The organism is Alteromonas aestuariivivens (genome assembly GCF_003367475.1).
GTDB classification, from domain to species: domain Bacteria; phylum Pseudomonadota; class Gammaproteobacteria; order Enterobacterales; family Alteromonadaceae; genus Alteromonas; species Alteromonas aestuariivivens.
Window position 1 is genome coordinate 468418 of the sequence record NZ_QRHA01000001.1, and the last position, 15833, is coordinate 484250.

Annotated in this window: 16 protein-coding genes; 4 read left to right on the forward strand and 12 right to left on the reverse strand. The window is 52.8% G+C overall.

The window, feature by feature from the left end; all coding sequences use genetic code 11:
• Positions 1-298 precede the first annotated feature (298 nt).
• Positions 299-685 carry a RidA family protein gene (locus tag DXV75_RS01920; RefSeq protein WP_115591530.1) on the forward strand — a complete coding sequence of 129 codons (387 nt, stop codon included), beginning with the start codon at positions 299-301 and terminating at the stop codon, positions 683-685.
• Here the strand turns inward: DXV75_RS01920 and DXV75_RS01925 are convergent.
• From DXV75_RS01925 to DXV75_RS01960, 8 genes are all read right to left on the reverse strand, one after another.
• The gene (locus DXV75_RS01925) at positions 682-1416 is read right to left on the reverse strand and encodes a glutamine amidotransferase-related protein (RefSeq protein ID WP_220272494.1); all 735 of its coding nucleotides are present in this window, start codon (positions 1414-1416) and stop codon (positions 682-684) included. The genes DXV75_RS01920 and DXV75_RS01925 overlap by 4 nt on opposite strands.
• A complete protein-coding gene (locus DXV75_RS01930; protein WP_115591531.1) occupies positions 1395-2633 on the reverse strand; it encodes a tetratricopeptide repeat protein in 1239 nt (412 codons plus the stop codon). The genes DXV75_RS01925 and DXV75_RS01930 overlap by 22 nt, the downstream gene beginning before the upstream one ends.
• 11 nt (positions 2634-2644) lie before the next feature.
• Positions 2645-3292 carry an energy transducer TonB gene (locus tag DXV75_RS01935; protein WP_115591532.1) on the reverse strand — a complete coding sequence of 216 codons (648 nt, stop codon included), beginning with the start codon at positions 3290-3292 and terminating at the stop codon, positions 2645-2647.
• A 10-nt stretch (positions 3293-3302) separates the two neighbouring features.
• A complete protein-coding gene (locus DXV75_RS01940) occupies positions 3303-3710 on the reverse strand; it encodes an ExbD/TolR family protein (protein ID WP_115591533.1) in 408 nt (135 codons plus the stop codon).
• A gap of 35 nt (positions 3711-3745) precedes the next feature.
• Positions 3746-4267, reverse strand: a complete 522-nt coding sequence (locus DXV75_RS01945; protein ID WP_115591534.1) for a MotA/TolQ/ExbB proton channel family protein — start codon at positions 4265-4267, stop codon at positions 3746-3748.
• Positions 4260-5651: a MotA/TolQ/ExbB proton channel family protein gene (locus DXV75_RS01950; RefSeq protein WP_115591535.1), complete on the reverse strand. Its 1392-nt coding sequence runs from the start codon at positions 5649-5651 to the stop codon at positions 4260-4262. Before DXV75_RS01950 ends, DXV75_RS01945 begins: the two co-directional genes overlap by 8 nt.
• Positions 5652-5675: 24 nt before the next feature.
• Complete coding sequence (locus DXV75_RS01955) at positions 5676-6425, reverse strand: DUF3450 domain-containing protein (protein WP_115591745.1); 750 nt, start codon at positions 6423-6425, stop codon at positions 5676-5678.
• Positions 6426-6748: 323 nt separating this feature from the next.
• Positions 6749-7240: a DUF2165 family protein gene (locus DXV75_RS01960; protein WP_115591536.1), complete on the reverse strand. Its 492-nt coding sequence runs from the start codon at positions 7238-7240 to the stop codon at positions 6749-6751.
• Positions 7241-7585: 345 nt separating this feature from the next.
• On the opposite strand from DXV75_RS01960, the gene xdhA reads away from it, so the two are divergent.
• From xdhA to DXV75_RS01975, 3 genes are all read left to right on the forward strand, one after another.
• Positions 7586-9055 (forward strand): xanthine dehydrogenase small subunit, encoded by a 1470-nt coding sequence (gene xdhA, locus DXV75_RS01965; protein WP_115591746.1) that lies wholly within the window; start codon positions 7586-7588, stop codon positions 9053-9055.
• Positions 9042-11411, forward strand: coding sequence for a xanthine dehydrogenase molybdopterin binding subunit (gene xdhB, locus DXV75_RS01970; RefSeq protein ID WP_115591537.1), 2370 nt, complete (start codon positions 9042-9044; stop codon positions 11409-11411). The genes xdhA and xdhB overlap by 14 nt, the downstream gene beginning before the upstream one ends.
• A gap of 330 nt (positions 11412-11741) precedes the next feature.
• The gene (locus tag DXV75_RS01975) at positions 11742-12926 is read left to right on the forward strand and encodes a urate hydroxylase PuuD (protein WP_115591538.1); all 1185 of its coding nucleotides are present in this window, start codon (positions 11742-11744) and stop codon (positions 12924-12926) included.
• A gap of 15 nt (positions 12927-12941) precedes the next feature.
• On the opposite strand, the gene DXV75_RS01980 is transcribed toward DXV75_RS01975, so the two are convergent.
• Genes DXV75_RS01980 through DXV75_RS01995 form a run of 4 tightly spaced genes read right to left on the reverse strand, consistent with a single transcriptional unit; the run spans position 12942 to position 15831 of the window.
• Positions 12942-14123: a glutathionylspermidine synthase family protein gene (locus DXV75_RS01980; RefSeq protein ID WP_115591539.1), complete on the reverse strand. Its 1182-nt coding sequence runs from the start codon at positions 14121-14123 to the stop codon at positions 12942-12944.
• 3 nt (positions 14124-14126) lie between these two features.
• Positions 14127-14741, reverse strand: coding sequence for a DUF1190 family protein (locus DXV75_RS01985; RefSeq protein WP_115591540.1), 615 nt, complete (start codon positions 14739-14741; stop codon positions 14127-14129).
• 15 nt (positions 14742-14756) lie between these two features.
• Complete coding sequence (locus DXV75_RS01990; protein ID WP_115591541.1) at positions 14757-15173, reverse strand: DUF350 domain-containing protein; 417 nt, start codon at positions 15171-15173, stop codon at positions 14757-14759.
• A 10-nt stretch (positions 15174-15183) separates the two neighbouring features.
• The gene (locus DXV75_RS01995; RefSeq protein ID WP_115591542.1) at positions 15184-15831 is read right to left on the reverse strand and encodes a YjfK family protein; all 648 of its coding nucleotides are present in this window, start codon (positions 15829-15831) and stop codon (positions 15184-15186) included.
• Positions 15832-15833 lie beyond the last annotated feature (2 nt).

Here is a 15833-nt window from a genome sequence, read left to right on the forward strand (position 1 = left end):
TCCGCGCAATTGGTAGAAATACAACGTCCGGCAGCGGCGTATCCGGGATCTCAGCCTGGAGGCGCTGTGAAACTGCCTGTTGCGGTTTGTGCGTATTGATGACTTCATGGTGTTGGCCTTGTTTTATTTTTGCAAACAGACGGCGATGGACGCATCTGGTCGAGGCTCTTTATCTTGTGCCAGAAGAGTGAAAAAGATTTTAATGTTAATTAAATCAATATTTTAAAAGTTCATTCCCCAACTAAAATAAATATGTTTTACTAACGTTCACCGAGTATTTTTGCAGTCAAGAGATGTTATGACCCCCTTAAATCCCGCTTCTTTACCCGCACCTTTTGGACGTTACTCCCACGGCGTGGAAGTGCCCGCCAAAGGGCGCCTGGTGAAAACTTCCGGTCAGCTGGCTCTGGCCAGTGATCTTTCCATTCCCGAGTCTGCTTTTGAGCAGGCCCAGCTGATTTTTCAGTATCTCGATGCCATCCTGCAGGAGGGTAATATGTCACGCCAGGACGTGATACATCTGGCCGCCTACGTGACTGACCGGGCCTACATGAAAGAGTACATGCAAGCCCGCGACCTTTACTTTGGTGAGCTGACTCCGCCAGCTTCCACCCTCATCATCGTATCCGGTTTTACCCGCGAAGAATTCAAAGTGGAAATTGAACTGCTGGCCATGGCGGACTAGTCCGCCAGAGCCTGCGCTACCGCCTCACCGTACAGCCCGTCGAGAAACCCCATAAACCACCGGTGTACGGCGAAATCATGCTGTTGCATCAACCGGTCCTGGGTGGCTTTGTCCTGAACCCCTGAGCGCCCGTATACATGCGCTTTACTGAACTGCCAGCGCCGAAAGGCGGGTATGGTTACCTCCGGGTGAAACTGAAAGCCATAGGTACTGGGCCCGTACCGGAATGCCTGCTGGCCAAACAGCGCACTTTTTGCCAGCAATTGCGCACCTTGTGGCAACTGAAATTCATGAAAGTGCGCCTGTGGCACCACCAGTGAAGGGGGAAACAGGTTGCAAGCGGCATTAGCCGGTGTCAGCTCGTAATAACCAAACTCAAACGGCTCTCCGGATTTGGGGCCAACCTCGGCGCCCAGTACCCGAGCAATTGACTGGGCACCCTGACAAATGCCCAGCATTGGCACCTGTTTATCCAGGCACTGGCGTATCCAGCGGTTTTCCTGGTGCAGAAACGGGTGCTTGTGTTCTTCAAATACGTTGTACTGACCGCCGTACAATGCGGTTGCAATTACGCTGTCATCCACCTCGCCAAGTGACTCACCAAAGCAGGGGCGCATGATCTGTGGCTCAATGCCTTTGTAACGAAAGTAGGTTATAAGCCGGTCATCCTCGGGTTCTTCGCCGTGACGGATCAGGACCACCCGCGGGCTCAGCTTTTTGAGCTTTTCCAATTCTCATACTCCCGTCTCTGGCTGGCGAAGTTGATCCAGGCATTGGCCTGACTTTTTACCGAACTGAACGCCCGTGCTTTTTGTAATGTGGCTTTGCCCGTTTCCAACTGACCGGATTGTATCTGTGCTATACCCAACAGAAGCCAGGCTTTGTCAGCTTTGTCTAAACCTTTATCTAGGGCTTGTTGCAGCGACTGTTGGGCGTCCTGCCAGCGTTCCAGTTCAATCAGCAGTCGGGCCTGTTTGAGCAGCGGTGCGCCGTCATCAGCCAGTTGCGCCAGTTCGCCATAGGCAGTAACAGCCCGGGGCTTTTCTCTGGCCTGCTCCCAGGCGCCGGCGAGCATACCAAGGTGTTTTTCATTGCGGCTGATCAGTTCCTTTTGCAGGGCGGCAGCCAGCAGTCTGGCAGCCGGTTCCGGTAAACCCTGTGAAACGGTCAGCTGTGCCAGCGATATAATGCTGGATTCGCGGTCCAGAAAGTTCTGCTTCCAGGCCAGCTGCAATACCGCTAACGCTTCGGTTTCCTGTTCCAGCAACATGTGTACACTGGCCAGTTGTTCCCAGTAAGTTTTGCTGGCAGGCCAGCGGGACAACATCTGTTTGAGGGTCTTCAGTGCATCCGGGTAATGCTTTTGTTCAAACTGAGCCGCCAACAGTAACTGGTACCAGGATTCCTTGACTTCCTCAGCTTGGGTAATGGCCTGTAGGGCGTAGCCCTCCGCTTTGGCGTACTGCTTGAGCTGGGCGGTGATGTTGGCCAAAAACATATGGTCATTGGGCTTGGGTTCGGGCAAAGCCTGATACCAGATTTCCGCTTCGGTGAGGGCCTCGGCAAACTCACCTGAGCCGGCGTACAGCTGAGCCATCATGTAGCGGATGTTCAACGACGCTTTTTCCGGCAGCTTGTTCAGGGCCAGGCTGTGGCGAAACTTGTCTATCGCTTGCGGGTAGCGGTTGCTGGCCATCTCGGCATATCCCCAGGTCTGCAGCACGATGGCGTTAGACAGGCTGTCTTCTTCCTGGTCCTGAGCCAGCGCTTTAAGTTCCTGAACGGCATCACTCAATTGGTTGTTACTCATCAATTCCTGAATCTCAGTCAACTTTTTATAAGTCGACGGAGAAATGGATTCCGCCTTGAGAGGGGAACTGGTGCCAAGTAACAGCAGAGCTAACGCTGCCAGCGGGGCACGGACCTTTGCTGCTAATTTAGGTCTCATGATGTGTCTCCTTAACTGTCTGCCAGGGTGAACTCAATGGTCTGAGTTGCTGTTTGTGCTTCCGGTTGCCCGTCGACGATTTTGGGGCGAAATTTCCAGCGCATCATGGCAGTGATCGCCGCTTTGTCGAACAGACGGCGGGGATTGGACTCAATCACTTTGGCGTTGGCCACCGTGCCGTCAGGGCGAATTGAGACGGACATTTTTACATAGCCTTCAATTTTGGCCTGTTTGGCGTTGCGTGGGTAAACCGGCGCAACCTGCACCACCGGGATCACATCGGAATCGAACCCAGCCACGCCGCCGGTCAGTGAACCCGGGGCACCCAGAAACGGGCCGTCACCACCGCTCAGCGGCATGTCCAGGCTGGGCAAATTCATCGCCAATGGCTGCACCGACTGGCTGGCGGCATTGTCGCTGGTGGTTACATCCGGGGTTTGTGGAGGTTGTTCAGGCGGCGGGGGCTCGTCAGGAAGCTGGCGGTCCTTTTGTTTGGCACTCTGCTCACTGACTGTGACCCGCACAAAATTAAGATAGGCGGTATCGCTTTTCTTATTGAACAACTCATCGTCCGGTTTGATCATCAGTTCCATTAAAAAGAACAGGACTAAGCCGATGCCTGTTGCAACGATAAAGGAGGTGACAAATCGATTGAGCATGGCGCCCTCCTTAGTCATTGCCTTTGGCGGCAACAGAAATATTCGCGGCTCCCGCCAGTCGGGCCTGGTCCATCACTTTGATCAGTATGTTGGTGTTGGAGCCTTCATCAGCAACAATCACCACCGCACCGCCTGGGTTCTCTGCCAGCGCTTTTTCAACGTTGGCCCGCACTGCCCGGGGGTCTATGCGGCGCTTGTCTATCCAGATTTCGTTGTTGCTGCTGATCCCAATCTGTACGCCACCGGCTTCGGTGGCAACGGCGGTTTCAGCATTCGGGCGGGTCACGTCTACGCCGGTTTCCCGTACAAAAGATGATGTTACGATGAAAAAGATCAACATGATGAAGACCACATCCAGCATGGGCGTCATGTCTACCTGGCTTTCCTCTTCAATTTCTGCGTATTTCTCGTAATTCATAATTTAAATCCTGTAAATAATCCGCACTGCGATGCTTAGCCGTGCTGGGGGGCCAATGTGTCGTGCACGTCCCGCAGTGCTTTTTTGTAACGTCTGTCGAGAATCGACATCACCGGGATCGCGGTCAGTGCCGCAACCATCCCTGCCATGGTCGGAATAGTGGCGGCGCTTACGCCATCCGCCATGGAACGGGGGTTGTTGGAGCCGGTGACAGCCAGTACATCGAACACCTGGATCATGCCGGTAACCGTCCCGAGCAGGCCCAGCATTGGCAGCAATGCCACCAGGCTGGGGATGATTTTCATGTTGGTACTGAGCTGGCAGTCCAGTTCGGAAATCATTTGCTTGCGCACGTTGTTGCCGTACCAGGAGCTTTTGTCCCGGCGCTGTTCCCAGCGGGCGGCCGTGGATTTAAAATCCTGCGGAAAATCCCGGTAGATGTAGCTGAAGCGTTCCAGTATCAGCCACCACAACAGGATGGTAGCGCCCAGAATCAGCCATAACACGCTGCCTCCGGTGTCCAGAAAGTCACGCATCAGCATCATTACCTCATGCATGTTGCTTCTCCCTGGGGGCAGCCATTTTTTCAGCCTGAGAAGAGATCATTCCGGCTGCCTGTTCGGCGAGAATTTTGGTCAGGCCCTGGGCTTTGCTGCTCAGGAAGCTGTGTGAAAGCAGCAGCGGAATGGCCGCCACCAGACCCAGAACGGTAGTAACCAGTGCCTGGGAGATGCCTCCGGCCATCAGCTTCGGGTCACCGGTACCAAACAGGGTAATGGCCTGGAAGGTACCAATCATACCGGTTACCGTACCCAGCAGGCCCATCAGCGGAGCAATAGCGGCTAGCACTTTGAGTACTGGCAGGCCTTTTTTGAATTCGTTGATGTCTTTGAGGATCACTTCGTCGAGCTTTTTCGACAGCACGTCCACTTCCAAATGGCGGCTTTCGTAATACACACCCAGCGCGCGGCCCAGCGGGTTGTCGTTGTTGAACTGGTCCAGGTCAGCCATCTGCTTTTTCATACCGCTGCCTAAACGCTTAAGCGCATAGAAACGGCTCAGAACCAGCAGCATGCCAACAAGTAGCAGGCCGAGGATCACATAGCCGACTTCTTTACCCTGTTCGATTCGCTCCATCAGGGTAGGAGATTGCACCAGCAGCCCCAGCAATACACCGCGGGACGGATCAATTGAAAAGGCGACACGTTCATTCTGGCTGGCGCTGAGACCGGCGGCGGTATCCCGGTGGTAGCCTTCCGGCTGACGGGCAAACTCAACCAGTTCATTGTTTTCCGGCAGGTAGTTTAAAAACAGATCATCAGTGACAACGTTAAATGTACCAACCCGGGTCACCTCCGACTGGTAGTGTTCGCCATTGGGTTTGACCACGTCGGCAGTAAAGCGGGAGACTTTGCCACTGGCGGCAATTTCATCGAGCATCAGGGTCCAGAGCTGGGTCATTTCTTCAATACGTGGCACTTCGGTACGGCTGGCCAGGGTCTGGATGGCCTGTTGCCGCTCCGGCATTTCCAGTGACACCAGTGAGTCGTAAAGGCCGGATTGCACGTCACCGGCCATTTGCCGGAACACCCCAAACAGTTCGCCTAAGTCACCCACGCGGTTTTTCAGCAGAGTGTTGAGTTCGGTCAGTTCCTGCTCATTGAGGTCGAACTGGTTTTTGAGTTGTTCCCGCTTTGTGACCAGATTGGCCAGCTGGGTATCAGCGGCTTTTTGCAGTTCAACCTGCTGTTGATAGGAGCTGATAAATTCGGCTTCGCGCTGTTGATTGTGCGCACTCTCAGCTTTTAAATCGGATTTGACGGTGTTCAGCAAATCGGCCAGTGGATCTTCCTGAGCTGCAACCGGTGCCGCAATCAGTACACCGGCCAAAGACAGGTGAGCGAGGGATTTAAGACGAACAAATGGGTTTAACATCTTCATTTTGATACCTTGGACTCGGTTGAATTACTTGGGGCTGTTTATTGCTAGGGTAAGCAACTCGGGTGGAGCCTGTTTGCGGGCAACCCGCAGGCCATCACGAATGGCCCGGCGATAATCACCGGGTAAAGTCTCCCAATTGCGGGTTTGGGGGTTCCAGCGCCCACTTTCGTTGCCGTCCAGAGTTTGGTAATACAGCCCCAGGCGACCAATTCTCAGAAAATCCACAGAGCGGGGTTGGTTGGCGGTTACCAGCTCGTCATTGTAAGCTTCGATGGTTTTTCCGTACTCCATTTCGATGTTGTAGGCTTCCATAATGCGACGGTATTTTTCACCCACGGTAACGTCAGCACGGTCAATCAGTTGGGTGAGATTTTCAACCCGACTGGTGCGTTCATGGAGTAAAAAGGGCGCATCAGCGTCAATCAGTTTTTCCAGGGTATCCACCATCTTAACCATCAGTGGCAGCACACCCAGTTCAATCTGATCAATCTGCTCGGTCTGCGCTTTGATTGAAGTCATTTCCTGTTGCTGCGAGGCAACCAGTTTTTCCAGCTGGGCGTTGTAAATTTCCAGGCTCTCGGCCCGCTGGATGGCTGAGCGGTATTGTTGCAGGGCTGCGGCCTGCTTATCGGACAAGTTGTCAATTTTCACCTGGCTGGCAGCGGCCTGACGATTAATTTGCTGTTGCACGCTGGCACTCTGCTCAACCGTTTGGGCGGTCGCGAGTGGGATACAGGCTATACAGCTAATTGCTAGCAATGATTTCTTCAACATATCGATGTCCATGTACGGTTAACTTGACTTCAAACAGAGCGAACGAAAACGTTCCATATAACCGACGATGCAGAATCGGTGCCAATGCTGTCCGATTGGTCAGTGTATATGGTTTGGTGTTGGTGTGTGGCGGGTTTTACGATTCATAAAGTCTGTTATTCATGGCTTTATAAGGAGTCTTTTCATGTTTGGTTATCCTGACCGATCGATTTAGATTCTGCACCAATGTGATCCTTCGGTTGCTCCAAACTGTGGCAAAAGAAGTTCGCCGGTGCAGAATCATTGTTCAAAAATAGTAGCGGCGCGACAAATCAGGTTTCGCTTTAATCACTGTCTTTCTGGTGCAGAAACAGCAGGGTGAGAAACAGCACAACAATAAACCGAAATGCGGCCTGCTGACCGTTCCAGGTGCTCGATTGCCACATCAGAAACCATTCCGCACCTACGGTCATAAACCCGCTGAACCACAGCAGGATCCCCACCGTCAATCCCCAGCTCGCCAGCCCCTTTGCCAGCACGAACTGTTGGGCCGGGGCCGCTCTGTAGCGCCACAATTGCAATGCACCGATGCAACATAAAGTACCGGTAAGGGCTTCAGCAGTGATGATCAAAGCGTAGAAAATATGATGGATAAACGGGTTTTCCACCGCCCTTGAGGTCAGCTGGTTTCCTTCGAAGGTGGTATCCATGGTCAGCACATGTTGAACAAAGGCAAAATTGGAACCGTAGTCCACCATGTTGTTGTACGCCACGAGCAATGAAAACACGCCAGCGCTTGCAACAAGGCTGGTTTTTATCAGTCGGAAAGAGTTCATAAAGTTCCTAGGGGTTATTGTGTACATCAACACGCTTAAACCCTGTTTCTTTGCAAGAATCATGTCTTAAATAACCAATCGGTCAATTAAATTTGATACATATAAATTGATTCCTTCCTCAATGAAGGTTAAGAAGTGGTTTAGGTAACTGCAGTTATTTTTAGGATTTTTGTACTTTGCTTGATGGATGGTATGGATGTTTTAAGTCATTATATTGACCGAATGGTCAGCTTGGTACGAACTGTGCAGGAACCCGACCATCTGAACGGGTTTTAATTAATGGATGCCGTCCATTTTGACCTGACTTGTTGTTTATTAGTGTTTGATGGCATAGGAGGAGAGCATTTGATTCAGTTTATGCTCAATGATGAATACATCGAGCTGACCACTGCTGCACCAAATCTAAGCATTCTGGATTGGCTGCGTATTCACCAGGGGAAAACCGGCACAAAAGAAGGCTGTGCATCAGGTGATTGTGGTGCCTGCACGGTGGTGGTAGGAGAGTACCAGAATGGTGAATGGCATTATAGGAGTGTCAACGCCTGTCTGATGCTAATCGGTAATTTGCACGCCAGGCACTTGGTCACGATAGAGGCGTTAAGCCCTGCTGCACAGGCTTTTGATGACCTGCACCCGGTGCAACGGGCCCTAGTGGAATGTCACGGCTCCCAGTGCGGTTTCTGCACTCCCGGTTTTGTAATGAGCTTGCTGGCGTTGTACCTCAACCATTCACAGTATCCGGGTAAGCGCACGGTCATCCATGCATTGGGCGGTAATTTGTGTCGGTGTACCGGTTATCAACCCATTCTGAATGCAGCTCAACGATGTTTTGCTTACCCCAGAGTCAGCTCAGACTGGCTGGCGCCAGCACAATTGCTCGAACGACTGGATAAACATACTGAGGTTCCTTCATTAACCAGTGGGAGCCACTGCTTTTTTCTGCCACAGGATCTCGGGCAACTTTTGCAGCTTAAACACGATTACCCTGACGCTCGTTTTGTCGCAGGAGGGACGGATCTTTCGCTGGAATACAGTCAGCAGTTGAAGTGTGCGGAGCCCTTAATTTCGGTCAGTCAGTGTACGGCCCTGAAACGCTTCACACACACGGATACAGGCACTTTTATTGGCTCTGCTCTGACGTACGGTGAGCTTGTGGGCGACTTCTGCTCTATTTATCCGGAGACCCGGGAGTTGTTTGAACGATTGGGATCCTGTCAGGTTCGTAACGGCGGTACACTGGGGGGCAGTATCGGCAATGCTTCTCCGATTGGTGATCCTGCACCGCTTCTGATTGCCTTGCAGGCACAGATTGAAGTTCAGAGCCTGCGCGGTAGCCGGCGAATGCCATTGGAACAGTTCTTTGTTGACTACCGGAAAACCGAATTGGCAGATGACGAAGTGATTGTTGGTTTCCATTTGCCACTACGTCCGGACGGATTGCACCTGGCCTGCCATAAAATTTCCAAACGCATTGAGGATGACATTTCGGCGGTGTGTCTGGTGGCTGCCTTTGAGTTGGAACATCAGCAGATTCAAAACGCCCGCTGTGCGTTTGGTGGTATGGCTGCAGTGCCCGCCAGAGCGCATCATACTGAATTGGCGTTGGAGGGGCAGCCATGGTCTTTGAATACCCTTAAATCGGCTGGCGAACATATCCAGCAGGATTTTTCTCCACTGTCTGATGTCAGGGCCTCCGCGGAGTACCGATTGCAGGTAAGCCGCAATCTGTTTACCCGAATCTGGTTTGAACAGCAGGCCCGCATTGACAATGTCAATCCTTCTCCGGTCACGAGGATCCAGCATGCGGCACTTTAAAATTGAACATTCTGCCAAAGCGATGGCCCAGGTGGGCCGTTCCATTCCCCACGAAAGTGCCATCAAGCAGGTGTGCGGTTCGGCAACCTATCTGGACGATAAATCGCCGCCGGTGGATGGCTTGTTTGGTTACCCGGTACTTGCGGGTGTTACCTGCGGCCGCATTGTGACGATGGACACTTCCGCAGCTACAGTAATGCCCGGGGTGGTACGCATTATTACCGCCGCTGATGTGCCCGGCCTGAATGATGTAGGGCCAGTGTTTAAGGGTGACCCATTATTCGCTGAGCAGAACGTTGAGTTTCACAGCCAGCCATTGTTACTGATCGTCGCCACCAGTTATGAGCAGGCCCGCAAAGCCGCCAGAGCGGTGCAGGTGGAATATGAGGTAAGCCCAGCGCAACTGGATATTCACCAGGCCATCAAGCAGCAGGATTGGGTGCGGCCTCCCCATGCCTTGGAACAGGGCAATGTGCAACAGGCGCTTGTCAATGCCCGTCATTGTATTTCCGGGCAAATGCACATTGGCGGGCAAGAGCATTTTTACCTTGAGGGCCAGATCAGCATAGCGTCACCCACCGAAGATGGTGGCATGTTTGTGCAGTGCTCAACCCAAAACCCGGCGGAGATCCAGCACCTGGTCGCCAAGGTCCTGAATCGCCCGTTTAACTATGTAACCGTGGAAATGCGCCGCATGGGCGGCGGGTTTGGCGGCAAGGAAACCCAGGCTGCCGCTTGGGCGTGTATGGCGGCGGTGGCGGCACACGTGACCGGTAAAACCGTTCGGATCCGCCTTGCCCGCGGGGACGATTTCAGAATTACCGGTAAGCGACACCCGTTTTTCAACCGCTATCAGGTGGGGGTCGATGAAACTGGGTTGATTGAAGCGGTAGACATTGAACTGAACGGGTATTGTGGTTATTCGGCGGATTTGTCTGACGCCATCGTAGACCGGGCGCTGTTTCACGCCGACAACGCCTATCACTACCCTAATGCCCGCATCAATGGCAACCGCTGCCGCGTGAATACCGTCAGCCATACTGCATTTCGCGGCTTTGGTGGGCCGCAGGGTATGATGGCAGCAGAGCAGATTGTTGATGACATTGCCTATCATCTGGGTATTGACCCACTCAAGGTGCGCAAGCGCAATCTTTACCGGCCGGGGCGGGATTTAACACCCTATCGGCAGCGGATTGAGCAGTTTGTGATGGCTGACATGATTGCCCAGGTTGAAAGCGAGGCACGTTACTGGCAGCGCCGGGAAGCTATTACTATGTTCAATCAGCTGTCACCTTTGATCAAAAAGGGCCTGTCGCTGACACCGGTGAAATTTGGTATTTCCTTCACCCTGCAGCATCTTAATCAGGCGGGCGCGCTGGTGCTGGTGTATTCCGATGGTTCTGTACATGTCAACCACGGTGGTACCGAAATGGGCCAGGGGCTGAATACCAAGATTGCGCAAATTGTTGCACAGGTCTTTTCCATAGATGCCGAATTGATACTGGTCAACGCAACCCGTACCGACAAGGTGCCTAACAGTTCTCCGACGGCTGCGTCCAGTGGAACAGATTTGAATGGCATGGCGGCCCTCAATGCGGCTAACACCATCAGACAGCGTCTGGTGGAATTTCTGGCTGACCACCACAGGGTTCCAGCAGACAGCGTTCGCTTTGAAAGTAGCCGGGTTTACTTTGCAGGGGGAGAAATGGATTTTTCTGAACTGGCGCAACTGGCTTATGTAAACCGAATCTCTCTATCGGAAAGCGGCTTCTACGCCACACCCAAAGTTCATTATGACCGGGATAAAGCCGAAGGCCATCCGTTCTTTTACTTCTCCCACGGCGTGGCGCTTAGCGAAGTTGAGATTGATTTGCTGACCGGCGAAAACACCGTCACCCGGGTCGACATATTGCATGACGTAGGCAATTCAATTAATCCGGCCATCGATATTGGTCAGATTGAAGGGGGCTTCATTCAGGGTATGGGGTGGCTGACTACCGAAGATTTGCGCTGGAATGCAGACGGTTCGCTGGCCAGTGCCGGGCCGGCGACTTACAAAATCCCGGCAATCGGCGATACACCGGCGGAGTTTAATGTCAGTCTGTATGACTCCGAAAACCCCGAAACCAGCGTATTTAAGTCGAAAGCCGTGGGGGAGCCTCCGTTCATGCTGGGAATAAGTGTGTGGAGTGCAATACGAAACGCGCTCGCCAGTTTGACTGATTATCGCTTTGCGCCTTCACTGAGTACGCCGGCCACGCCGGAAGCCATACTCAATGCGGTAGCTGAAGCCCGTCAGTGGGCCGCGGCCCATCTTCACAACCCCGAAGCGACTGGACGCACCACGGAATGCTAGGGCCTGTTTATCCTTGTTGTTCGAAATTTGTTCTCTCTGTGTGTGGTTTCAGGGCAAGGCGAGAGTCATGAAGCTTAGTCAGCGAACAACGCAGCCCTGGAAGCACTCAGAGTGAACCCGAAGGGCAGGGTTTGTCGCGTTTTTCTACTTCGTTAGTGGCTGTTCATGCAGATGACTGCACTTCACAGCCTCTGCCTTGCATAAATGCACGACAATTCACTGCAAAATTGAACACCAAGGATCAACAGGCCCTAGGTTGTTACGGTGCAATTCGCGAGCTCGCACCGCGCCATAAACGGGTACGGTACATGTATGTAATGAGTGGATGTAATGGAAAATTATTTGTTTGAAGTCAGTCACCTTGTGTTCCGTTTTTTTCACATTGTGGCGGGGATCGCCTGGATAGGGGCGTCTTTTTATTTTGTCTGGTTAGACAACAACCTGACTAAACCACCCCAGTGGAAACAGCAACAGGGTATCGGTGGCGACCTGTGGGCCATTCATGCCGGTGGCATTTACGAAATAGCCAAGTATCAGTCCGGCCCGGGGCAGATGCCCGAGCGTCTGCACTGGTTTAAATGGGAGGCCTACACCACCTGGATATCCGGAGCCTTATTGTTTAGCCTGCTGTACTACGTTGGTGCAGATGTGTACCTGATCGACCCTTCCAAGTCGGCTTTGCAGCAGGCCTGGGATATCACCCTTTCGGTGCTGAGTATCGCCTTGGGTTACCTGATATACCGCGTGTTGTGTAAAACACCTTTGCTCGGTTGTGGCCGTTTGTTTACCGTTGTGGCACTGGGGTTGCTGAGTCTGTGGGCCTGGGGTATCGATGATCTGTTTTCAGACCGGGCGGTGTATATTCATGTCGGCGCACTGATTGGTACCTGTATGGCAGGCAATGTTTTCCATGTGATCATGCCAAGCCAGCGCCACATGGTGGACATGATAAGCAGCGGTAAACAGCCGGACCCATCGTTCTCATTGCGGGCTAAGCAGGTATCCATTCACAACAATTATGCGACCCTGCCCATATTGTTTATTATGCTCAGCAATCATTTTGCCTTTACCTATGCTCACGAAATGGCCTGGCTGGTGTTAATAGCACTGTTTGTGGTGGGCATGTGGATCCGCCATTTCTTTAATTTGAAAAACCGTGGCATCTACAAACCCGCAGTACTGGTGAGTGGTATCGGGGCATTTTTTGTTGTGATCCTCGCCATTGCGCCTTGGTCGCAGCAAAGCTCCGCGGCTTCAGATGATCCCGTTTCAGATTCGCGGGCGTGGCAAATTATTGAGCAGCGTTGCACCGAGTGCCACAGTGAAAACCCCAGCTCACAGCTGTTTGACAGCGCACCGGCCGGGCTGGTGCTGGATACGCCTGCGCAGGCCAGGCAGTTTGCTGCGCTGATAAACAGTCGTGCAGTGGTCAGCAAAGACATGCCTCTGGCCAATCTTACCCGGATGACCCACGAGGAACGCGCTCTGATTGGCCGTTGGGCATCACGGCAGTAGGGTGTTTTTAGATTGTCAGGCGATGATATGGGGCAGGTAGCGGGACAAGTCCTGAGTGATCGGGGAGGTATCTTCCCGAATTGAAATGCCCGCTGGCTGGTTGTCGACCAGCCAGCTGCCAATCAGCGTGTAATTTTCGTCGAACCGGGGGAGTGGTTCATACGCTTGGATTATAAAGCCTTCTTCACCATAGGGGCCATCTGATAACTGACTCTGCAGCTCCCCTTTACTGTTGAGCATGCTGATGTTAGCTCCCTCACGGGAAAACAGCGGTTTTTTGATCCATTGCCCAGAACCGGTTTCAGGCAACGCAGCGGGTAGCTCATTTTCAAAGAACGCGGGCAACAGGTTAGGGTGATTAGGGAACCGTTGCCACAGCAGGGGCAGCAGCGCCTTGTTCGACAATACGGTTTTCCAGAGCGGTTCAATCCAGTTTACTGCTGCACCCTTCAAGGCATCAGCGTAATCCTCCCGCAACATGAACTCCCAGGGGTACAGCTTAAAGCACTCGGTGATGGGGTGATCACTGAGATCGGTAAACACGCCGGTGTCGGCCAGGCCGATATCTTCAATGAATACAAAATCGGCTTGCAACCCGGCGGCAATGGCACAATCCTGAAGGTATTGCACTGTGCCCCTGTCTTCTTCGGTGCCCTTGCAGCAGGCAAAATGCATTTGGTTGATACCGTAATGACGGGCGATTTCCTGCATACGGGCAATAAGCTTTTCCTGCAGGGAATTAAACTGATCTGCCTGGCGTGGCAGGTGCCCGGTATCCACTTGTTGCTCTAGCCACAACCACTGCCAGAAACCGGATTCGTACAATGAAGTAGGGGTATCGGCGTTGTTTTCCAGCAGTTTGGCTGGCCCCTGGCCGGAATAAACCAAATCAAGACGGGAATACAGCGAGGGCTGGCGCTGGTGCCAGGAACTGGCCACCGCTTCCCAGTGCGCTTCAGGGATTTGGCATTGCTTTAACAGGCGCTCGTCGCGAACTACCCAGTCCACCACCTCAAGGCACATCTGGTGCAACTCTGCCGTAGGGTCTTCCAAATCCTGTTCAATCTGCTTGAGTGTAAACTGGTAGTAAGCACTTTCATCCCAGTACGGTTCACCGTACAGGGTATGAAAATGAAAGCCGTATTTCGCCGCCTGTTTCTTCCAGTCAGGCCTGGGAATACTGGTCACCCTCAGCATGTGCTAGCCGCCCCAGCCACCGGAACGACTGCTGCTGCCCCAGCTGGATTTGGCCCGCACGCTGCTGCCGAAGCCGCCCCGGTTGATGGTGCGGTTTACGGTGGGTTTGGGTTTGTAAACGTCGGGAGAAACCCGGTAATCGCGTTTGCGAATGTCGCCGTCAAACACATAGCCGTCGGCGCTGATCCAGCGTGAGCGGAACGGTGAATAGGGTGAATACGAGGTATAAATGGGCTGGGAATAGTATCGGTTCGGCGATAGCAGGCTGCTGACCATATACCCGGCCATAAAGGGCACAAAAAAGCTGCTGCCACCGGATTCCGCCTGTCGGCACTGGTTGGCACCAAACTCGTATTCACAATCGTATTCGCTGTTAAAACGGGGGCTGGTGCGGGCTGCTTCGTCCAAAGCGGTTTTATAGGCCGCTTCGCACTGGGCTGTAGCACCCGGATTATCGCGGGTACAGTCTTCCAGCGAGGTGTAAATTTTAGCTTCCTGGCGGTCGTCGGCACAGGCAGACAACAATATACCGGCAATGCCCACGGACAAAGGTTTGAGGGCAAAACCTTTGCGCATTTGCGCGAGGTTGATGGAGCGGGTACGTTTTTGATTCGTCATTGCCACACCCCTTTATCAGTAGGTCATGCAGGCGGCGTTCAGCAGTCCTACCGCGATGGACATTGCGGCCAGCATGATCCCGGCAGACACCTCGTTGTTGTTGATGCGCTCAGCTATTTTGGGCATAAAGGTGAAACGCAGCAGAGCAAATGCCAGTGATTGCGCCAGCATCGCTACCAGGCCCCAGATGGCAAAATCAATAATCGATACCGAATTGGATGCTGCCCCGGACAGCGCCAGGGCAAAGCCGATTAGCGCCCCGCCGAAACCCACCGCAGCCGAGACATTTTTCTCTTCTTTTACCAGCTTCCATTCGTCGTGGGGGGTGACAAAGGCGTAAACCACCTTGAAAATAAATAAAAATACAATCGAGATACCAAAATACACAGCAAAGCTTTGCAGGCCTGCCAGAGAATTCAATACTGTATCCATTATGGGTCCTCTATCCGTTTATTGTTATGTCTGCGGGTTGTATGTCAAAGCCGGTGCTGATGACCAGGCAACGGTCGGCGTTATTACCAACGATTTTTTCCTCGCCTGCGATAAGCAGGGATTCAGTTCGATCACCGGAAACAGGGCGCTCGTAGAGCATCATAAACTGATCGGTGGTGCTGATATCACCGTCTTCTTCATACGTGGTTTCGGTTACCGCAACAGGTGGGGAGTCATTGCCAACTGCATTCCACACCCGGGTGTATGTATGCCCTTCCAACTGGTAGGTAGGCTGTGAAATCAGAGAGGCTAAACATTCCTTCCACTGGGCATCGCTGCCGATTGTCTTGGTTTCGTAAAAATGCCATAGCTTCACATCGGTAATGTGGTTTTCGCTCAGCCCGCCATCCAGTACAACCTGCAAAAAAGCGTCGTCATCAGTATAAAAACGCAGCAGCGTGCCGCCAGTGTCCAACGGTGCCTGCCCCACTGCCTGAATGAGTTGCGAACGGGCGGCCTGGGAAATGGTGAGTTCCGGCTCCAGCAGGCGCAGCTTCAAATCATCCAGTTCAAAGGAACCGCCAAGATACAACCCCATTACCTCGGGGGCCTTGGGGCCGGAAGGTTTTTTGCTTTTTCCAAACAGTTTACTGAACATGA